This is a genomic window from Paenibacillus sp. 453mf, assembly GCF_900116105.1.
Taxonomy (GTDB): domain Bacteria; phylum Bacillota; class Bacilli; order Paenibacillales; family Paenibacillaceae; genus Paenibacillus; species Paenibacillus provencensis.
This window is the reverse complement of record NZ_FPAC01000001.1, coordinates 843,580-863,336: the sequence shown is the minus strand read 5'-3', so window position 1 is coordinate 863,336 and position 19,757 is coordinate 843,580. Positions and strand designations below refer to the sequence as shown.

Genomic DNA, 19,757 nt, shown 5'->3' with positions numbered 1-19,757 from the left:
CTTATTTTACGCTGTCATACCATTCATTCACTTCTTGGGTGATTTGATCTCCACCACCGGATTTCCACGTTTCAACAAACGTATCAAATGAATCAACTAGCTTATTACCATAAATGATTTCGTTAAACGTTTGGTTTTCTATTTTGTTCAGATAATCGAGCTTCGATTTCATCGTTTCTGTCGGAGGGCCCGTGAACATATCCTTAAAGGAAATATCCTCCTGCGACATAAGGACCTTAGCTGCTTGCGGAGTTTCCAGTCCGTAGTTCGCTTGTACCTCACGCTCAAGTCTTGTCTCGGCTTCTTTGCCATCGGCCAAATTAAGCAGCGCCTTCATCTGTGCATCTGGTATTCTGGCTCCGTCTCTGACCAGGAGATAGCGAAGCACATTTACATATCCGCCTTCAATCTCATCGTACCTCACTTGGTTGCCGTCTGCGTCCAGCTGATAGTCATAGCCATCAAACAAGCCAAAATCATGCTCACTTCCAGCAGCAGGATCTGCAAAGTTGTCAAACAAATAATTCTGATAAGTAAAGAATGCCTCAGGATGCTCCATGTCTTTCTTAATCAGCGTTACTCCGTTAGAGAAATGAGTTCCATGACGCATCGCGGTTCCATCTTCACCAGTAGGGATCGGGTACGGCTTCCACACGGCCTCAGGATCGTTCTTGACGGTATCAACAAGCGGCCATCCACTCATCCAGTATGGACCTGGAATGATTCCGGCGGTTCCTGCAACTGCTGGCTCAGCGGTCTTGTTCTCATCCCACAGAGCGACCTCCTGAGGAATGTAGCCTTTGTCAAACCATTCACTCAGCTTCTTAAGTCCTTGCTTCATACCTGGATGAACAGAGCCGTATTCCAGCTTACCCTCCTCGCCAATGTTCCACTGCTGTGGAATCGTGCCATAGGCACCGAAGATCCAGGATGGATCAGCCATCCATGTGTTCATTGAATTCTTGATTCCAATACTAAGCGGCGTTACTTTATCCGGAGACAGCCCGCTAGGATTGTTATTCTTGAAAGCTTCCATAACCGTTTCCAGCTCATTCATTGTGCTCGGTGCCTGCAGATTCAGCTTATCGAGCCAATCCTGTCTAATCCACAGGAGATAGTCATTGTTGTATGCATAATCGAGGACCGGGATCCCCATCTTCTTGCCGTCACGCGTATAGGCATTCCAAACGGTAGGATCAATATTCATTGCTTCCTTCCATGTATCTGAAGCATACTTATCGAACAACTCGCCAACCTCACCATAGATTCCAGATTCAATTAAGTCTTGAACCAGCTGCGTCTGGTCAGCGCCAATCGTTAATATATCCGGCATGTCTTGTCTTGAAGACATCGACAATCTTACTTTTGTGGCGAATGCCCCATTCGTATCAGTTACGGACCAGAGTGAATTAATATTGATGCCGAATTTTTCTTTTGCCCATTGGGTTGCTACGCTGTTCTCAATGGTTTCACCATTCTTGAACGTCACGGCCGGATCAATTCCCCACACGGTGGATATCGTTACTTCCGGATCATACTTTTCTTTGTATACGTTTTCAGTAGTGACCGGCGCTGTTGCGCTTTCGTTTGCGCTCTCCGCTCCCCGCCCGGAACAGCCCATGAGACCGACACTAGCTACCATGGTTACTGCAAGAACTGAAAGTGATGATCTTTTCCATCTAAACCCCATTTGAGTTCCCCCTTAAAGAACTTGATCCTTACACTTTTATTATGAGAGGTGTCGGTCTTTTTTCCTATGATACTAAATTAAGGTTTCTGCACCTTTTTCAACTTATTGCTCTTGAAATTCATTCGGCGACACTTATTGCTCTCGAAATTCATTCGGTGACATTCCAAAATGCTTCTTAAACAGCTTGCTAAAGTACTGCGGATTCTGGTATCCCAGTTCTGATGTAATCTCGTAAATTTTCTTATTGGTATGTTTGAGCAGGTATAGTGCCTTCTCAAGCCGGATTCGGATGAGATATTCACTTAACCCCTCTCCCGTCTCTGCCTTAAATACCTTGGACAAATATACGGGATGCAGGAAGACCCGGTCTGCAATCATCTTCACTGTCAGTTCGTAACCATACTCTGATGCGACCATATCCTTGACCTGCTTGACAATATGCCCCTTGGACGGGGGCTTATCCTGCTGATCCTCTTCCAGCTTGTCAAGAATCCGAAATGTATAATTTCGAAGCTCTGCCGGGTACTGAATCAGTCTCTCCACGTGATGGGGCTCCATGCCATGCACATCCAGCTCGCTGATCCGGATATCCGTCCGGTGTGTGATATACAAACAGGCGTTTATAATCGCCAGATAAATTTCATACATATGCTCTCTGGAAACCGGATGTCGATCCATGACATCAAATACTTCGGACAGTCTCTCCCGGACTGATCCCCATTGCCCGAGCTCAAGCAGCTGCTGAAGGACCGGTGGCTTGTACAGCAAATTGAACACTTCTTTTGTAGTACCTGAAAGAGCCCTATGCTGATCATCGGGAGAATACAGAACCGCTGCTCCTTCATCCGTGCTTGCCAGATACATCGAATTTAGCATTTGGTGATAGACCGAGCTGGCGTCATTCGGAAACTGAAAGCCAGAGCTTATAATAACGGATATATCTCCGTGTAAATACTGTCTGACATTCTCCTGAAAAGTCCGTAAGAGCGAGTGAAGCTGTCCCCTGTCTCTATCTTTCATTTCTGTGCCGGCAGCATTGTCCGTCTGGATCAGTACCGCCAGGCAGTGATGGGGTGTTCTTCCTTGCCATACTTTATAATTAGCGCCAAGTATCTCTTCTGAAATATTACCGATAGCATATTCAATGAGCACCCGGGATTTGGAATCCAAATCCATAAATCCTTGATTCAGCTGAACCAATATCATGATGGATTCAAAATCTGTCTGCAGAGGAATTTCATAATCCTGAAGCTGCTGCTTGACTCGCGACATGGTATGTGGTGTGCCAAGCAGCAGTCCCTGCAGCATATTCTCTCGAAGCAGAACATAATCGGATTTGCGTTGATACATGAGCTGATGGTATTTATCTGTTTCCTTTTCTCTTTCTTTGATGGCTTCAATCGTTTGGTTCACACTTTTGATAAATTCTTTATCGTCTACGGGCTTGAGTATGTAATCTTGAGCCTGTAATTGAATTGCTTTTTTGGCATATTGAAAGTCACTATATCCTGTTAGAAGAATAGATCGGATTTCTGGCCATTTTTCACCAGCCTTCTCGATCAGCTCAAGACCATCCATTCCAGGCATTCGAATGTCGGTCACCAATATATCTACAGGATGGCTTTGAAGCAGCTGAAGCGCTGCTGCAGCCGAATCTGTTCTGTACACATGCCTTATGCCTAACTTCTCCCATGGAATGGTAGCCTCCAGACTTTCTGTTACATAGCTTTCATCATCAACCAACAAGATGTCCATGATTATGATCGTTCCTTTCATTTCTACTCGTATTCTCCCATTGAATGCTAGCCCTGAACCCACCCATCGTCGATGTATCGATAGACAAATAACTGCTATCTCCGTACCTTAACTGCATTCTTTGATTCACATTCCACAAGCCGCAGCCTGAGTTCTCATCCATGGCCTTCGTAAGGCAGCTCCTCAATTCCTGAAGTCTGCTCTCGGTAATACCGAGTCCGTCGTCTTCAACTACAATCCGCATCATCCCGTTTGGATCCTGGCAAGCCTCTATTCGTATGAATCCGGCATCCTGGGACTGTTCAATTCCGTGAATGACGGCATTCTCAACAAGCGGCTGAATAACTAGTGGTGGAATTGACTGGTCCAGCATCTCCTCTGGAATCTCGATCACATAATCAAGGCGGTTCATACGCATTTTCTGAATTTTTAGGTAAGCCACTACAAATTCCAGCTCCTCGCGGAGGGAAACCAGCTCCTTCTCCTGCCGAGTGGTATACCGGTAGTAACGGGATAAATTATGTGACATGGCCACAACCGCGTCCATCTTACCGAGCTTTGCCATACTCGTGATGAAGGAGAAGCAGTTATAAAAAAAATGGGGGTTAATCTGAGACTGCAGCTGCTTCAGCCTGGCTTCTTTTACTTGAATTTGCTCAAGATATACATTCTCAAAAAGTTCCTGGATCTGCTCCACCATGGAATTGAAGCGTTCCGACAGGAAGCTGAATTCATTCCTTCCCTTGGGTACCACTCTAACAGAATAGTCCCCCATCTTAAGTCGCTGAAAACCTCGAATCAGACTTTTGACAGGGATTTGGACTTGTACATACAGTAAGTAAGCAGCCAAGAAGCTCATGAGCAGTAAAGTCCCTACTGCCCCATAGAATAGCTGATTGGACTTCTCAATCGGCGCAAGCACATCCGTTAGAGGGATATAATCCACTAAGTACCATCCTGTAGCTTGGGATAGAACCGTGTGCACGCTATATATATGACCGTCCAGCTCTACCGTCCGATAATCGACATTATTCATTTCGGGAAATTTAAGCTGTGTGAGAAGTTTGGCGCTTTGTGCAATATCCTGCGTGCGATTATAGATAACACCGGTACCTGGTTTGTAATAGAAAGGGTCTCTTCTTCCATTACTCTTAAACCTGTCCAGCATATCCTGTATATTCGTACTGTCAAATTCGATCTTAACGATGCTGTTTGCATCCTCCGCAGGATCCTGAACCGAATAAGGAGAAACCGTATACCAAGAAAATAGATACTGCTCACTGTTGAGGCGCTGCACCTTCTCTACCTGCCACCCCGGCTTGATCTCTTCTCTCAGCTCGTCCGAGTCATACCGCTTTGCATTGCCTTCTGTAATCATCCTCTCCATTGAGGGAGAATAAAAGGTAAGGCTGCTCCGCCAATTGGATGAGCTCTCCTGAATACTCAGCTTGTTCTGTACCCGCTTGACCTGATTAATGAGGTCCAGATTCAAATAATCGCTGTCCAAGTAAATATCTTTGAAGCTCTCGATATCGGGATCATGAATCAGCAGATTCGTCCAGGAAGATAACTCGTCAATACTCGTATTAACCTGGCTTTGGAAAAAAGCAAGCTGATTACTGCTGGATTTGTTCAGCTCACTAACCACGGTATCGGTTGCCATTTTGTTGGAATAGCTGTACAAAAACACAACGGGAATGAGCATGATAATAATTAGCAGCACAATCTTCGTAAACAAAGAATATCTGATCATAGTAGAATATACACCTCGTAGAATGATGTCGATGTGACTATTGTAAGCGTTTTATATAAAAAATTAAATCAAAATTAACTTGACTCTGCTTTATCGTGATTTGTGTTAAAACGGCCACGAACAGACATATCCCGCTGGATCCCGCTGTACGATATATAGAAATATTTATTGGGAGGCGGATCGAGATGCGAATTGCTATATTTACGGACACATTTTTACCAGAGGTCAACGGGGTCGCGAATACACTTGGCAAATGGGTGGAATATTTACGTGCACGCTCGATCCCTGTTCTTGTGTTCGCTCCACAGCATGGAAGCCTCCTGAATACAGAAGGCGGACATGTCGAGCGATTCTTCAGTCTTCCTCTGATCTTCTATCCAGAATGCAAGCTGGCGCTGCCGGGCCGTATGAGAACAGAGCGGATCCTCCACAATTTTCAGCCTACGCTGATTCATGTCGCCACTCCTGCCGCTTTAGGTCTGCTCGGAGCAGGATACGCTGCTAAGCACGGTGTACCACTTGTGGCATCCTACCATACCCACTTTGATCAATATTTGAAGCATTACAAATTAGCATGGATGGAACAAGCATTGTGGAAATACATGCAGTGGTTCCATCGAAACTGTGAACGAATCTATGCGCCTTCGGAGTCAACGAAGCTCAAACTAGAGGAAAAAGGAATGAAGCAAGTAGAAATTTGGAGCAGAGGAATTGATGCACAGCAGTTTCGTCCAGTGGTGTCCGCTGAGGAAAGAGCAAGTCTTCTTCGTAACCGAGGATTGGATCCAGAGCTGACTTATATGCTGTACGTCGGCAGACTGGCTCCAGAGAAAAATATCGAACATCTGATCAACAGCTTTGCTTCTCTGCCCTCCCGCATCCTGGATAAGTCCCGGCTCCTAATTGCAGGAGATGGTCCCCTATATGGTCTCTCTCCCTCAATATCCCACAGCCTTACAGAGGAGCATATCAAGTGGCTGGGATATTTACGAGGAAATGAGCTTCGGGACATCTATGCTCTATCTGATTTGTTCGTATTTCCTTCGTCTACGGAAACGTTCGGCAATGTCATTCTTGAAGCGATGGCCAGCGGTCTCCCGGTTATTGCAGCCAGTGCAGGCGGCGTACTTGACATCATTGAGCATGAAAAGACGGGCATATTGTGCCCGCCCGAAGATCATTCTTCAATTGTGAACTCCATTATCCGCCTCTATGATCATCCTGAATTGAGTAAAAGCTTGGCTGAAGCAGGAAGGAAGTACAGCTTGGAGCGTTCCTGGGTTCCGATATTTGATCATCTGCTCAGCAGCTACGATGAGGTCATTGTTGAATTTAATTCAAAGGAGGATATGAGCAGACCTCCACAGAAAAAGGTTAAATAAGTCGAAAGATATACAAATTCTCCGGAATACCCGAATGTGATTGTCGAACCATTCCGCTGAATATGAACAGCGAATCGCCTCTATTCTGCACTATTCTCCATGCTGTCATTATGGGTCATATCCTGTCAGTTAACCATCACAAATATTACGTAAACACTTGTTCTATTCGCTGGGTCGCCCATTCCAGTTCTTGATCCGTAATGATCAGTGGTGGAGCAAATCGTATGACCGTATCGTGGGTTTCCTTGCATAGCAGCCCTTGTTTCATTAACCGCTCACAATAAGGCCGCGCCGGCGTTCTTGTTTCGATTCCAATGAACAACCCTCTTCCCCTTACCTCTTTAATATCTTGGGAGGTTATTTGCTTCAGTCTTTGAAGCATTCTGTTTCCAATTACAAGAGAACGGTCTGCGAGCTTCTCTTCTTCTGTTACCTTAAGTGCTGCAATGGCAACCCGGCTGGCAAGCGGATTCCCTCCGAAGGTTGAACCATGCGACCCAGGTTCAAATAAGCCAAGAATCGGTTCATCCGCCGCCACTGCCGAGACAGGCAGCACACCTCCGCCAAGTGCCTTCCCCATAATGTAGATGTCCGGGACTACCTTCTCCCAGTCACAGGCGAATCTTCGTCCTGTTCTTCCGAATCCGGTCTGTATTTCATCTGCCAAGAGAAGGACATTGTGTTCGCTGCACAGCCTGCGAACCTCTGTCAAATATCCTTCTGGAGGAATATTGATTCCTGCTTCCCCTTGAATCGGTTCGACCAAGAATGCAGCCGTATTCTGGTTTATCGCAGACTCTAATGCAGCAATGTCACCATAAGGTATGAGGCGGAATCCCGGAGTAAACGGACCAAACCCCTTCTGGTAATAAGGATCCGAGGAAAAGGAAGTAATCGTTGTTGTTCTTCCGTGAAAATTCCCTTCACAGACGATAATTTCAGCCTGATCATAAGGAATTCCCTTTGCTTCATACCCCCAGCGTCTTGCCGCTTTAATGGCGGTTTCGACCGCTTCCGCTCCCGTATTCATCGGCAAGATCATCTGCTTGCCGGTGAGTCCGCTTAATAACTCCATCAGCTCTGCCAAGGGTGCATTATAGAATGCCCGAGATGTCAGAGTGACTTCATCGGCTTGCTGTTTCAGAGCATCTATAATGCGAGGATGACGGTGGCCCTGGTTCAGCGCCGAATATCCGCTCAGCATATCCATATAGCGATGCCCATCCGGATCTGTAACCCACACACCCTCTGCTTGTTGAATTACTATAGGCAAAGGATGGTAGTTGTGGGCTCCAAAACGTTCGGTCTTATTCATAATTTCTTTTGAAAAAAAATTCATTAGACGAACCCCTCGTTTCCATGTGTGTACTCATTTGTTTGTACGCTACATTCTATGCCGTTCAGTAGTGAAATTACGATTCGTTTATTAGAAAAAGTAGGAGAACACCCACATTGGCAGCAGCATACGATACAGCACAAGCATACTCGCTATAGCACGAGAGGGTGAAACATTGTGGACATTCATCTATTGCCGCTCCATTACGTATATTTGTCGTTCATTATCTTTATTATGATCCTATTGATACGCAGACGGGATACAAGTGTCATCTGCATTTTGGGTATTATTGCCTTAGGTTTCCTAGCCTCGGACAGCATCGTAACCTCCGTCTCCGGGATCTTCGGAAGCTTCATCTATGCAGCGAAAGAACTGATTAGCACAATATTCATTATTTCAATTGTTGTTGCCATGAGCCGTGTACTCATCCGGACTGGGATCAATGAAATTATGGTGGCCCCTTTAACAAAACTGCTGAGGACGCCAGCTCTCGCATTTTGGGGGATCGGGATTATTATGATGATCGTTTCCTTCTTCTTCTGGCCTTCTCCCGGAGTCGCTCTGATCGGTGCAGTCATGCTCCCCGTAGCTGGAAGAGTCGGCCTTCCAGCGGTGGGCACAGCCATGGCCATGAATTTATTTGGACACGGTATTGCCTTATCAGGTGATTATGTAATCCAAGGCGCACCCAAATTAACAGCAGACGCAGCGGGTATCCCGGTCTCTGAAGTAGTAACCGCGAGTATACCGCTGGTCATTACGACAGGGCTCGTCGCCACCCTCACTGCCTACATCTTGCTCCGCAGAGATATGCGCCGCGGTGTAATTGCGAAGAATTCAACGACCCCTCAAGAGGAATCCCCTTCTGACCTGTCCCCATCTAATGACATCCATATTCCGCTTCGAACCAAACGGATTATCGCTTATGCCATTCCATTGCTCTTTGTACTTGATCTGGCAGCCATGTACCTGCTGAATCTGCAAGGTGGGGATGCAACAGCCCTCATTGGTGGTACGGCCATTGTAATACTGATCCTGGTTACCATGATCGCCCACCGAAATAAAGGTCTGGAGGAGACAACGGATTATCTGATCAAAGGCTTTCAGTTCGGCTTTAAGGTGTTTGGTCCTGTCATTCCCATTGCTGCATTCTTTTATCTGGGAGACGCGGCTCTCACGGCGATATTCACTAACCCTCTGCCTGAAGGTTCGCATGGCATCGTGAATGACCTTGGCCTGGCACTCGCACATGTGGTCCCATTGAATGAAACTGTCGGGGCGATCAGCATGACTATCGTTGGAGCTATTACGGGGATGGATGGATCTGGATTCTCCGGAATATCACTTGTAGGTTCGATTGCTCAGATGTTCTCTGCGTCCATCGGTTCAACCCCTATGCTTACTGCACTTGGCCAAATTGCAGCCATATGGATTGGCGGAGGTACTCTGATTCCATGGGCACTTATTCCCGCTGCTGCGATCTGCAACGTCAGTCCCTTTGAGCTTGCAAGACGCAATTTGATTCCTGTCATTAGCGGACTCACGGTTACAACCATTGTTGCGATTCTGCTCATGTAGTAATTTAAGTGCAGTTATCCTTATATAACAAAAAAAAGAGTCATTGCTGTGCAATGAAGTACTTCCTGTCTAATTGACAGTGAGTACTTCAACTGCGCACGTAACGGCTCTTCTTTCTATTAATTGATTTAATCGCTGAGTCGCTGTCTTAATCTGACGGACTCGAGAAGCTTGTTCCATGCCTCATCGGATCCGCGCCAGTCCTTACCCTTTGAGATGGAATACCTGATGCATCCCGAAGCTTCAACCCATCTGGTCACAGGTGCATCCTCATCGGCAAGCGTATCAATAACGATCAGATCAAAGGAGTGCTTGACCTGTTTTTTTAAACTATAGTACAGCCGATCACAATCGTCATGTCCACCATTGACACGAACAAACAGTATCTTCTCCCCTGTCTCCCAAGCATGCAGCATTCGATCCATCCTACGGCATAACTTAGACTTGAATTCAGGATATGCCAGTGCCCAATCTGCAGCTCTCTCCGTAATCGGGAAATCATGATAGGATAAAATTCCATACCTTGTGTCTCGCACACAGTAGCAAGTCCTAAAAGCACTTATCCTCTCCAGATTATCTCTGTCCATAAGTCCTGCAAATCTGGCCTCTATTAATCTGATGAGCTGATCTATGTTCTTGGATACAAACCAGTCGAGTGGACCCGCTTCCTGACGAAGAGATATTCTTCTCAGCTGATACGCTGTCTGGCAGTTGGATCCAAGACTAAACACGGCATCATATACCTGGATTTCAGCGTTATTAGACGGTCCGTCTATGCTCAAGAGCCGCATTCCTCCTCATATGTCTCTAATATCATCAGTTAGAAAGACATATAGTAGCTTATGCATAAAGACTCTATCAGGTCTGGACAATCCGGTGATGCATTCACGTATACATCTGCAGGCTCCAGTATTACGGCTGAATGATATGTTTAACTCTGCCTACGTCTCCACTTTGTAGTCTGACCTTGATGCCATGTGGATGATTTGGTGAATTCGTTAAAATATCCTTCACAATCCCCCTGGTCAGCTTGCCTGTTCTCTGATCCTGTTTTAACACAATATCGACTTCAAGACCGGGCTTGATGTCGGCACGATGATTACCATTCATTCAAAGACACCTCCCCTTTCCTCTCCCTTAAGTAATCATTGACAGCTTTAAGGAAGTTCCATCTCTTCTCTTTGCTTGGCCTCTAGCAGCTCGGTGACCGTAACACATCTGAATCCCTGCTTCGCAAGCTCAGGCAAAATATGCTCTAATGCCTCAATCGTCTGACTCTTCCCGTGTACATTATCATGAAAGAGCACAATGTCTCCATTTTGAGCATTTCGCAGCACCTTGTTAATAATACGCTGTTTTCCCGGTCGGTTCCAATCTTCCGTATCCTGATGCCAAGACCATAGAACGATCGAGTAGCCTCTCTCCTGAGCGCTTCTTACCACAACATCATTATATACTCCTCCCGGAGGCCGAAAAAGCGTAGGTCTTACGCCGCCTGCATCCGCAATTGCTTGATCCGCGTCTGCAAGTTCCTTAAGATACGAATCCTTATTCTTAATTTGGTCTCCAAATGTGTGATAAAAAGTGTGATTTCCTACTTCATGTCCTTCGGCTATCTCTCTGGCAATCAGCTCTGGTCTTTCTTTCGCCCATTTTCCCAGCACAAAGAAAGTGGCCTTTGCTTCATGTTTCTTTAGAATATCAAGTATTTGAGCAGTTTCATTCCGATCCGGTCCATCATCGAAGGTTAAGGCAATCAGTTTCTCCTTGATTGGGGCCTCCCAGACAATTTCTCCTCTTGCTTCATAATAAGCACGGTCTTTGACAACAGGAGCTAAGCTATGATCCATCATGGGATGAACCAGCTGCATGAAGGTCGCTGCTGCGATGGCTATTTTTAATCTGATAAGATTCATCCTATTCCTCTTCCTCGTTTTCGTAATCGAAGTTTTGTCTTAGTATCTCTTCTGCTCAAGAAATATATAACCAGGTATCAGCGCTAAAGGAGACATTGGGGATGAATCCATATTGAGTTTACTCTTCACGAAGCAGCTGTGCTTTGATTCGGCTGGACTTTCGAATCCGCAAGAGCAAAGGCTGCTGGTAACGGGATACTTGGTATCAGCATATGTATGCCGTATCCGGCAATCATCCTTCCCTTCTCTTCTCTCAAAAGCCTATTGTTCGTATTATGGGGATTGGGCATTCACGTCATTTCTTTTTTAGAGTAAAATACAGTTCGTAATCACTCACAGATAAGGATGAAGCTAAAAATGGCGTTTGGCATATCACGGCAGGAGCTGGAGAATTGGAAGCATGAGGTGAAATCCGGGAAGCTGGCCTATTTAACTCACTATTGGATTGACCCGCGCTTTCCAGGAATCACTACGGTCACTAAGGTGGGCTGTGCAGATCTGGAACGATTACGGAGCTGGTGTATCGAAAACGGACTCAATCCAAAATACATTCACCATCGCAATCCTTTTCCACATTTCGATCTCTTAGGTCCAAAGCAGAAGGAAATTCTCCAAAAAGAACAGCTCGATGAGCATATCGAAAGATTCCGGCTATAGATACCAGTAATGGCAAAGAACTCTTGAGGCTTATGACGCCCCAAGAGTTCAGCCACATCATTATTTCAAGACATCCATCATCCTGATCTCAATTTTCTTGACAATATCCAGGAATTGATTCCGCTCCTCTTGTGTTAACAAGCCAAGCAGCTCCTCATTGAAATGTCTCCGGTTGGCACGCAGCGTATTCGCTGTTGATGCTCCCTCTTCCGTTAAAGACAACCACACAATCCTTCTGTCCTCAGCACTTCGTTCTCGCACAATGTATCCGTCAGTTTCCAATTGATTAAGCACGATGGTCGTCGCTCCCGATGAAAGCTGAAGTCTCTTGGCAATATCGACAGCCATCAACCGCTCACGAGACAGCATATAAATGATTTGTATTTTCGTAGCGTTAAGCTTGTGATTTAGGTCTTTTTGATGCTGGGCATACACTTTATTCTTATAACGTACAAACGTCGTCAGAAAATGATCAAATGCTTCCAATTCTTGTGCTTGAAGTTCTTGCTCAAGTGACATGATGACTACTCACTTCCTTTTCCCCTTTAGTTCTATGCTTATCATATCCTATCTGAGCAGAAATAGAAATTAATCCCCAATCAGTATAGAGTTGAATTTTCAGATACTTGAAGCACCTCATAACCTTACAGTTATAGTTGTATTCCGTATCTGAACTTACTCTCATCCCACCCCAACAGGGGGCTGCCGCATCGTGGTGGGTTTTCCGTTCGGAAAATGATTTCGTACTACTACCGGTGTTCAGCAGTTTAAGCGAAACCTGGACCAAGCATAACGTTGTGCTTATCGGGGATGCTGCGCACACGATGACTCCAACCGGTGCATTCGGAGTCAATGCAGCACTTGAAGATGCCTATCAATTGTCTTTGCTGCTACAAGAGCTAGCTTCTTCGCAATACTCCACAAGAGAGAAATTAAAGGACTTGCAGGCGAGGCGTGTGAGTAAAGTCATTAGGCAGCTACAACAACAGCTCCAGATGGAAACTGAATTTCCAGGTAGAATTAAGTCGTTCATGTGAATCTATTTGTGAGTTATGAAATGCATCTTTACAATAAAAAAGAAAGCTTGCATGTCCTCAATCAGATTGAGTATCCATGCAAGCTGTACATCTGCTTATGATTTGCTGTCCACTATAATAAGCTCTTCTTCTGGAACAAAGCCAAAGGCTTCGTTAACAGACTGTTTAACCTGTTCAACCAAGTAAACGATATCCTTCGCCTTAGCCTTACCTTGGTTCACGATCATGTTTCCATGCCAAGCGGATATGGATGCACCGCCGTACACGGTCCCTCTCATGTTCAATCGATCCACAACCTTGCCCATTGGCTCACCAAAATCATAGTTGTTCTTGAACACCGAACCGCAGGAAGGATAGTCAAAGTGGAATTTACTTCCCCGGTCCTTTACGACATTATCAAATGATTCTGGCACTTCTCCGTTATTCTCCTCAGCCCAAGTCTTCGCAAGCGTTGTGTAATACTTGAAGAAATTCGGCAGCTGTGAAGGATTTTTATATTCAACGATCTTCTCAAGTCTGGATATCTCTTTCATACCTTTGGCCAGGGCCTCATAGTCAGGATGTTTTAAATAACCGCCGACGATGATCCAGTCATTTTTCATAAAGATCGAATTCTTATAGCTGTAATCACAGGTATCCACATGGATTGATTGAACCTTGAACTCTGGATCGTTCAGATCAATATATAATGCGGTGTCCAGAATATCGCAAATTTGCCGGTTATAATATTTGGCATTCATATAAATTCCCGCGCCCAGCGTACCAGGCAGCAAGAAACAGAAATCATAATCTGAAGTGCCTGACGATAGACCGATCAGGGCAAGGTGCGACATCGGTATGCCTGCAGAGACAAACCAGCCTTTATCGTCAATCTTCATTTCTTTCAGCTCTTTCAGGCTGATAAATAACATTTGATCCTTCGGTTCATCCGGGAATAAAATGTTTGAGCCCATTCCGAACAAGAAGGGAGTCAGCTTCTCTTGTCTTGCATATTCCAGAACGGTCTTTAACTCCTCAATGGTTTCAGGGGCGGCCAAGTACTTTGCCTTCCCACCAATCTCATAAGTTGAATAAGATGATAAATTCACATGGTGTTGAATTAATGATTCCTGTTTGTGTGTATTCACGTGTTTCCCTCCTACTTGCTGCACGAACAAATCCTTCATGATGCCTAATCATTATATACAATTATATAGTATGAAGTCATTATGTATACGCGCCTGCCCGAAGTCAAATTTAATTCAGCTCACGACTTGATCTTCAGAAAATTTTAGAGCTGCGATGTTTGATATTTTGATGTGAGGTTATATAAAAACTATGACAAGCGATCAATTTCATAATACTTTAAGCTGCTTTAATCAAGAGTATATATAGTTTCGAATCCGCCTTTTTAATAGGATATGAAATGGATCTCAAGCATGTCATAAAAAATAAAATTTAGGAGTGATTACAATGGCAAACAACAACAACCGAAACAAAATGAGTCGCGAAGAAGCAGGTCGTATGGGTGGAGAAGCAACGGCAAAAAATCATGATAAGGAATTTTATCAGGAAATCGGTGAAAAAGGCGGAGAGGCTACTTCTAAAAACCATGACAAAGACTTTTATCAAGAAATCGGCAAAAAAGGTGGGGAATCACGTTAATTGGAGCGTTTAAGCATCGGATTTGTAAAACATTCGTTTAACTTATTCATATAGCGAAAGCCGGCTTCTGTACAAAAGTCGGCTTTCGCATTGTTTGGATTTTTTGACTAAGCACTCTCATAATGAACAACCTGACGATATGCGGACAAAGATTGATCCAATATGATGTTGATAAAGCCAGGTTCAATATCGTCAATCCACTTCATCCCGTTCTCCCATGCATTCTCCTCGATTCGGAGAGCAATCTGTCTGCCTCTCTCATCGTCAGCATCATCTAATTCATCGCTCAGTGAAGCCAAATAAACATCTGCCGCATGACCTAGTTCGTGAGCTAGAACAACCTTAAAATAATCATATACGCGTTCATTCGAACCAAACAACTGCTGGCATTGCTGTTTAATAACTTCGGTGTACATCGTAATGCAATGAGAATTCAAGGTATATTTTCCACCGATCAGGCGTCCACCGGGAAAGTAAGGCTCTATAGTAACGGCAGCGCTGCTGCCTGAACGAAACAATAGTTCAGAAACAATCTGATTTATAACTACTTTTTCCAAGTTAAGCATAACTCCTTTTACACATTTTCATTCCATGGGAAATATCATTTCATAACATTATAAGATTACATAATGAAAATATGCAATGAAAATCCCACTCCCTTTCACATCGATATCACAAATATAAGCATTGCCTCTTTAGCGAATCCACAGCATGAATTCTGGCGCTGCCTTCATCTCAGTTATGAATATCCTCTCTTTCGTCCATACTATGAAAAATGCAAATCAGCTAAACATAAAACGGGGGAGGCTAGCTTCGTTTAAATGAATAGAAAACAAACTCCAATTCCATCAGAACAAGCAACACATTCACTGCCAGTTCCTGTTCACTTTAATCAAAATTGGCTTTCAGAACTCAACACACGCCTTAACAAAGGAGGACCCTGGGGAGATTATCGCCTGTTCGAGCTTGCTGTAAAAGCCGAAGAAGCATCTCTGGTTCCCAGTTTCGATGATATACAATGCTTAAAGCATCTGCATGATCTGACACCTCTTCCCCACCAAATCGATACAGCGCGCAGAGTGCTCTTTGAAATGTCAGGAAGAGCGATATTGGCGGACGAAGTAGGACTCGGAAAGACCATTGAAGCAGGTCTGATCTTAAAAGAATATATGATTCGGGGACTTGTCTCCAAAGTTCTTATTTTAGTTCCGGCATCACTCGTACTGCAATGGGTAAGGGAATTGAATTCCAAATTCGGAATACCAGCGGTTGCCCAAAAAAAAGCTTATTCGTGGCATAACGACGTTGTGGTTGCGTCTATTGACACGGCCAAACGAGATCCTCATCAGGAAATCTTGCTAAGCAATGACTACGACATGATCATTATTGACGAAGCTCATAAGCTAAAAAACAAAAAAACGTCCAACTATCAGTTCATGCTGAAATTGCGTAAGAAATACTGCCTGCTCTTAACCGCAACACCGGTCCAAAATGACCTCAGCGAGCTGTTTAATCTAATTACACTGCTTAAGCCTGGGCAGCTTGGAAGACAAGGCGACTTTGCAGCTAACTTTGTAGTGGATAAGCGGCTTGCCAAGAACGAGGATCAATTGAAGGATGAGCTCGCCAAGGTTATGATTCGGAACCGGCGGGGTGAAGGCCCTGTTCAATTTACGAAGCGCAAGGTGACGAATATTAATCTGACACTTTCACCCGAGGAACAGGCTCTATATGACGGTGTAACGTCCTTCGTCAAAGACCAGTTCCATTCCGCCGGCGGAAATCTGAGCAGTATGTTCTCTATGGTCACCCTCCAAAGAGAGGTGTGCAGCAGCCGGGATGCCGTATTCGTTACCCTTGTCAATTTATCTAAGAAACTGCCGCTGGACTCTCCCTGGAGAGATCGCATATGGGATTTGGTTGCCAATATTAAAGCAATCAAGTCTAACACAAAAGCGGAAAAAACAATGGAGCTCATTAGAGAAATGAATGAGAAGGTCATTGTATTTACCGAGTACCGGGCTACACAGGAATATTTGCTCAATTATTTCCGCGAGCGCGATTTGACAGCCGTACCTTATCGAGGCGGAATGAATCGAGGCAAAAAAGACTGGATGATGGATCTATTCCGCGGACGGGTTCAGGTTATGATTGCGACAGAAGCTGGCGGAGAAGGCATTAATCTTCAATTCTGTCACAATATGATCAATTTTGATTTGCCATGGAACCCCATGCGTGTAGAGCAGCGAATCGGCCGTGTACACCGATTAGGACAGCAAAATGATGTCAAAATTTATAATCTTGCAACGAGAGGAACGATTGAGGAGCATATCCTTAATCTGCTTCATGAAAAAATCAACATGTTTGAAATGGTCATTGGCGGACTGGATGTCATTCTCGAACGTTATGAAAAGCAGGAATCTTTTGAGAAGAGTCTGACCAAGATCATGCTGGAATCCAGCAGTGATGAAGAGATTAATCGTAAAATGCAGTCCCTGTCGCAAAACTTAAACACGATCAAACAGGAAGTTAAGCATCTGGAGGAAGCGTCCCCCGTCAAGAAAGCCGTGGGAAAAGGGGGATTATTGAAGTGACCATGTCGAAAGAGGAAGTTCACTCCTACGTTATAACTTATCTGGAAGCGATGGAATGCCAAATATTAGAAAAGTCCCCTGCTCATGTTACCGTGAAACTGTCCATTGAAGCAGATAAAGCGCTGACTAACCGTCCGTATTATTGGGGCTTTGTTGACAGAACCGGTGCCCCTGCAGAAACGATGTCCTTTACGTTTATATTTGATGCAGAAGCTCATCATCAGGCAGAAGAATCAGCGAAGAAGAAGGCTGAAGCCGAGACTGCAAAAGCATCTGAGAATGCAGCTAATGAAGGTAAAGACAGCATCTTGGGTCGCTACTTTGGTCATACGCCTTCTCTTCCCCAGATTGGTCCAGGGAGAGTGCTGCGCGAGAATATCGTCTATGGAAGCTCGAGGCTAAAACAGATATTTTCTGCTTCGCGTGAAGGCGGTGCTTACGTTAACCTGTTTGAACAATCTTCCAAGCGCCAAATCAGTGCTTCCACTCCCAAATCCTATGAGCCCTGGCTTGGAGTGTGCTTCAAGATTGAATTTTCCTGTGACATGCGTAAGGAAGAGCTTCATTTTCTTGGTGTATCCCTGCTAACTGGAAGGATTGTCGAGAATTTTGGACAAGTGCTGAATAAGAAGGAGCTCAGTCCTCGCCTTCCTGAGAATATGCATGCGCAGGCCGCCAAAATCCCACTGACAACAGCAGGAGAAATGCTGGAACAACACATCTATGCAAGATTAAAACTTGTCGATTACAGCTGGGCAGATGCAGCGAAGCAAAGACTCGAGGAAGAACTGGCTGTCGTTGATATTTATTATGAGGATCTGCTGAAAGAGGAACAGGAAGAAGAAAAGAAACAGGCTGTACAGGATCAGTATAATACCAGGCGCAGTGAGATGATATGGCAATATGAACCCAAGATCAATGTAAATACGATCAGCTGCGGTATTTTTCATCTAAAGTAGGTGTCTTGTCGAGCCAATAGGTTATTTTCGTCAAAAATAGTGCTTGTCCGCCCAAATTCATAACACCATACAGCATCCTTTTCATTTCCTTATTATTACAATTGGGTTATGAACAACGGGTGCAGTATTTATTCATCTAACAGTTCCCCGAAGAAATGAGGGTATTGAAACGTTTATGAAACGTCTATTACAACGTATAGCTCTGGTGATGTCCAGCTTAGTCATCTCATGTTCTCTGACAAATGTTCCTTCCGTCTATGCTTCAGCCCAATTCACAGCTCATCAGAGTCTAACACCGGCTGCAGTCGAACAACTGGCACACGATACACTGTCCAAGCTCTCGTTGGAACAAGAGTTCAGCCAATTTACCAATGCAAAACTGCTGATTATGCCCTTGGGTCCAGGAACGCACAGCTATATTGTTCATATTCTTCAAGCGGCTGAGCCGGTTGGTTATCTCATGATTACAGCAACAGAATCCAGTGGTTATGCCGTTACGGAATATGGTACAGGCAGCAATCCATTGTTCAGCTCTCTCCTGTATCCGGAAGATATGGCATTTTCAATTGACATGTACGATCCCAAGTTCATGAAATACAAGGGATTGCTGGCTTACTGGGAATTAACAGACCGTGATGGTAATTCAATCCATATTGATGCTTCTAATGGAGATCAGCTTCCTGACTTTATTTCATATCAATCCTCCCCGATTACTCGCAGCAAGAGCCTTGCTGGCATTCAGATCGAAGAACAGCCTGGCCGCCTGAAGCTTGCCTCAATTCCTTTTAACCCATCATCCAACTTGCAGTGGCTGCTCTCAGATGCGCTGAAGGTACGAAATAGTGCCGGGCTCATGAATCAGATCGATCAACATAAGCGGCTTATATTTACTGCACGGAAGGATAATGTGTGGTATAGTGGACCGCTGGCGATTATCGGGTATCACTCCTGGAAGAGCAAGCAATCTGAACATGCTGTAACCTTTGCTCGGACGGGAACTTCCTCTGCACAGATTCGTTATATTCCGATGGATAAGCTCCTTGGAAGTGGTTCATTTTATGTACCCTCATCTAACGAAATCAAAAACAGCGCCGAATAAAGGCGCTGTTTCTTTTATAATTTGGAGTCCATGTCCATCTTTTTCCGCTTAATTGGTTTTTTGATGTCCTTCACCCACATAGAAACGCCCATAGGCATCATTCCAAACCATTTCATGTGCCACGGTTCTTTCACTTTGTTCCGTTTATATTTCCGCTCTTCCTTTGGCGTTCCTATATATCCGATAACCTGTTCTGTAATGTATCTCACCAGCTCATCTCCCTTGGCCATCGACCTGTTCTCCCTTCCCCATGATTGTGTATTTGAAGCTTCTCTTATTAGTTTGTACAGGAGCAACGCGAAATAAACCTTCCTGTTTAATGAATCACTATTATTGTGAAATTCAGACATACCTGAA

The 19,757-nt window shown here is 44.7% G+C and carries 18 protein-coding genes and 1 pseudogene; 8 read left to right on the top strand and 11 right to left on the bottom strand.

Annotated features, from left to right (window positions below; translation table 11 throughout):
• Nucleotide 1: 1 nt before the first annotated feature.
• The 3 genes from BM415_RS04190 to BM415_RS04180 form a co-directional block, all read right to left on the bottom strand.
• Nucleotides 2–1,690 (bottom strand): type 2 periplasmic-binding domain-containing protein, encoded by a 1,689-nt coding sequence (locus BM415_RS04190; protein ID WP_091154905.1) that lies wholly within the window; start codon nucleotides 1,688–1,690, stop codon nucleotides 2–4.
• A gap of 132 nt (nucleotides 1,691–1,822) precedes the next feature.
• Nucleotides 1,823–3,466 carry a response regulator gene (locus BM415_RS04185; RefSeq protein WP_244533142.1) on the bottom strand — a complete coding sequence of 548 codons (1,644 nt, stop codon included), beginning with the start codon at nucleotides 3,464–3,466 and terminating at the stop codon, nucleotides 1,823–1,825.
• Nucleotides 3,426–5,198, bottom strand: a complete 1,773-nt coding sequence (locus tag BM415_RS04180) for a sensor histidine kinase (protein ID WP_091154903.1) — start codon at nucleotides 5,196–5,198, stop codon at nucleotides 3,426–3,428. Before BM415_RS04180 ends, BM415_RS04185 begins: the two co-directional genes overlap by 41 nt.
• Before the next feature lie 185 nt (nucleotides 5,199–5,383).
• Here BM415_RS04180 and BM415_RS04175 point away from each other — a divergent pair, with 185 nt between their 5' ends.
• Complete coding sequence (locus BM415_RS04175; RefSeq protein ID WP_091154901.1) at nucleotides 5,384–6,580, top strand: glycosyltransferase family 4 protein; 1,197 nt, start codon at nucleotides 5,384–5,386, stop codon at nucleotides 6,578–6,580.
• A 145-nt stretch (nucleotides 6,581–6,725) separates the two neighbouring features.
• Here BM415_RS04175 and BM415_RS04170 read toward each other — a convergent pair whose 3' ends face one another.
• Nucleotides 6,726–7,919 (bottom strand): ornithine--oxo-acid transaminase, encoded by a 1,194-nt coding sequence (locus BM415_RS04170; RefSeq protein WP_091154899.1) that lies wholly within the window; start codon nucleotides 7,917–7,919, stop codon nucleotides 6,726–6,728.
• Between the two features lie 174 nt (nucleotides 7,920–8,093).
• On the opposite strand from BM415_RS04170, the gene BM415_RS04165 reads away from it, so the two are divergent.
• Complete coding sequence (locus BM415_RS04165; RefSeq protein ID WP_091154896.1) at nucleotides 8,094–9,494, top strand: hypothetical protein; 1,401 nt, start codon at nucleotides 8,094–8,096, stop codon at nucleotides 9,492–9,494.
• A gap of 128 nt (nucleotides 9,495–9,622) precedes the next feature.
• Here BM415_RS04165 and BM415_RS04160 read toward each other — a convergent pair whose 3' ends face one another.
• The 3 genes from BM415_RS04160 to BM415_RS04150 form a co-directional block, all read right to left on the bottom strand.
• Nucleotides 9,623–10,276 (bottom strand): DUF1796 family putative cysteine peptidase, encoded by a 654-nt coding sequence (locus tag BM415_RS04160; RefSeq protein ID WP_170862363.1) that lies wholly within the window; start codon nucleotides 10,274–10,276, stop codon nucleotides 9,623–9,625.
• Between the two features lie 130 nt (nucleotides 10,277–10,406).
• Nucleotides 10,407–10,604 (bottom strand): YwbE family protein, encoded by a 198-nt coding sequence (locus BM415_RS04155; protein WP_091154891.1) that lies wholly within the window; start codon nucleotides 10,602–10,604, stop codon nucleotides 10,407–10,409.
• Between the two features lie 47 nt (nucleotides 10,605–10,651).
• A complete protein-coding gene (locus BM415_RS04150; protein WP_244533141.1) occupies nucleotides 10,652–11,410 on the bottom strand; it encodes a polysaccharide deacetylase family protein in 759 nt (252 codons plus the stop codon).
• Nucleotides 11,411–11,767: 357 nt separating this feature from the next.
• Between BM415_RS04150 and BM415_RS04145 the strand changes: the two genes are divergently transcribed.
• Nucleotides 11,768–12,067, top strand: coding sequence for a hypothetical protein (locus BM415_RS04145; RefSeq protein ID WP_091154889.1), 300 nt, complete (start codon nucleotides 11,768–11,770; stop codon nucleotides 12,065–12,067).
• Nucleotides 12,068–12,127: 60 nt separating this feature from the next.
• Here BM415_RS04145 and BM415_RS04140 read toward each other — a convergent pair whose 3' ends face one another.
• The gene (locus tag BM415_RS04140) at nucleotides 12,128–12,586 is read right to left on the bottom strand and encodes a MarR family winged helix-turn-helix transcriptional regulator (RefSeq protein WP_091154887.1); all 459 of its coding nucleotides are present in this window, start codon (nucleotides 12,584–12,586) and stop codon (nucleotides 12,128–12,130) included.
• A gap of 236 nt (nucleotides 12,587–12,822) precedes the next feature.
• On the opposite strand from BM415_RS04140, the gene BM415_RS25425 reads away from it, so the two are divergent.
• Entirely contained in the window at nucleotides 12,823–13,104 is a 282-nt protein-coding gene (locus tag BM415_RS25425) for an FAD-dependent oxidoreductase (RefSeq protein WP_280142846.1), read from the top strand.
• A 95-nt stretch (nucleotides 13,105–13,199) separates the two neighbouring features.
• On the opposite strand, the gene murB is transcribed toward BM415_RS25425, so the two are convergent.
• On the bottom strand, nucleotides 13,200–14,231 hold the full coding sequence (murB, locus tag BM415_RS04130) for a UDP-N-acetylmuramate dehydrogenase (protein WP_244533140.1): 1,032 nt from the start codon (nucleotides 14,229–14,231) through the stop codon (nucleotides 13,200–13,202).
• A gap of 325 nt (nucleotides 14,232–14,556) precedes the next feature.
• On the opposite strand from murB, the pseudogene BM415_RS04125 reads away from it, so the two are divergent.
• A pseudogene (locus BM415_RS04125) lies at nucleotides 14,557–14,742 on the top strand (general stress protein); the annotation flags it as partial.
• A gap of 113 nt (nucleotides 14,743–14,855) precedes the next feature.
• On the opposite strand, the gene BM415_RS04120 reads toward BM415_RS04125, so the two are convergent.
• The gene (locus tag BM415_RS04120; protein WP_091154877.1) at nucleotides 14,856–15,305 is read right to left on the bottom strand and encodes a hypothetical protein; all 450 of its coding nucleotides are present in this window, start codon (nucleotides 15,303–15,305) and stop codon (nucleotides 14,856–14,858) included.
• A gap of 264 nt (nucleotides 15,306–15,569) precedes the next feature.
• Here BM415_RS04120 and BM415_RS04115 point away from each other — a divergent pair, with 264 nt between their 5' ends.
• From BM415_RS04115 to BM415_RS04105, 3 genes are all read left to right on the top strand, one after another.
• On the top strand, nucleotides 15,570–17,342 hold the full coding sequence (locus BM415_RS04115; RefSeq protein ID WP_091154874.1) for a DEAD/DEAH box helicase: 1,773 nt from the start codon (nucleotides 15,570–15,572) through the stop codon (nucleotides 17,340–17,342).
• Entirely contained in the window at nucleotides 17,339–18,301 is a 963-nt protein-coding gene (locus BM415_RS04110) for a YqhG family protein (protein ID WP_091154871.1), read from the top strand. Before BM415_RS04115 ends, BM415_RS04110 begins: the two co-directional genes overlap by 4 nt.
• 175 nt (nucleotides 18,302–18,476) lie before the next feature.
• The gene (locus tag BM415_RS04105) at nucleotides 18,477–19,400 is read left to right on the top strand and encodes a hypothetical protein (RefSeq protein WP_091154869.1); all 924 of its coding nucleotides are present in this window, start codon (nucleotides 18,477–18,479) and stop codon (nucleotides 19,398–19,400) included.
• 14 nt (nucleotides 19,401–19,414) lie between these two features.
• On the opposite strand, the gene BM415_RS04100 is transcribed toward BM415_RS04105, so the two are convergent.
• Complete coding sequence (locus BM415_RS04100; protein ID WP_091154866.1) at nucleotides 19,415–19,630, bottom strand: YqzE family protein; 216 nt, start codon at nucleotides 19,628–19,630, stop codon at nucleotides 19,415–19,417.
• Nucleotides 19,631–19,757 lie beyond the last annotated feature (127 nt).

Coding starts and splice junctions, on each gene's coding strand:
- BM415_RS04190 (WP_091154905.1), bottom strand. CDS start 1,690: ATGGGGTTTAGATGGAAAAGATCATCACTTTCAGTTCTTGCAGTAACC.
- BM415_RS04185 (WP_244533142.1), bottom strand. CDS start 3,466: ATGAAAGGAACGATCATAATCATGGACATCTTGTTGGTTGATGATGAA.
- BM415_RS04180 (WP_091154903.1), bottom strand. CDS start 5,198: ATGATCAGATATTCTTTGTTTACGAAGATTGTGCTGCTAATTATTATC.
- BM415_RS04175 (WP_091154901.1), top strand. CDS start 5,384: ATGCGAATTGCTATATTTACGGACACATTTTTACCAGAGGTCAACGGG.
- BM415_RS04170 (WP_091154899.1), bottom strand. CDS start 7,919: ATGAATTTTTTTTCAAAAGAAATTATGAATAAGACCGAACGTTTTGGA.
- BM415_RS04155 (WP_091154891.1), bottom strand. CDS start 10,604: ATGAATGGTAATCATCGTGCCGACATCAAGCCCGGTCTTGAAGTCGAT.
- BM415_RS04150 (WP_244533141.1), bottom strand. CDS start 11,410: ATGAATCTTATCAGATTAAAAATAGCCATCGCAGCAGCGACCTTCATG.
- BM415_RS04145 (WP_091154889.1), top strand. CDS start 11,768: ATGGCGTTTGGCATATCACGGCAGGAGCTGGAGAATTGGAAGCATGAG.
- BM415_RS04140 (WP_091154887.1), bottom strand. CDS start 12,586: ATGTCACTTGAGCAAGAACTTCAAGCACAAGAATTGGAAGCATTTGAT.
- BM415_RS04115 (WP_091154874.1), top strand. CDS start 15,570: ATGAATAGAAAACAAACTCCAATTCCATCAGAACAAGCAACACATTCA.
- BM415_RS04105 (WP_091154869.1), top strand. CDS start 18,477: ATGAAACGTCTATTACAACGTATAGCTCTGGTGATGTCCAGCTTAGTC.
- BM415_RS04100 (WP_091154866.1), bottom strand. CDS start 19,630: ATGGCCAAGGGAGATGAGCTGGTGAGATACATTACAGAACAGGTTATC.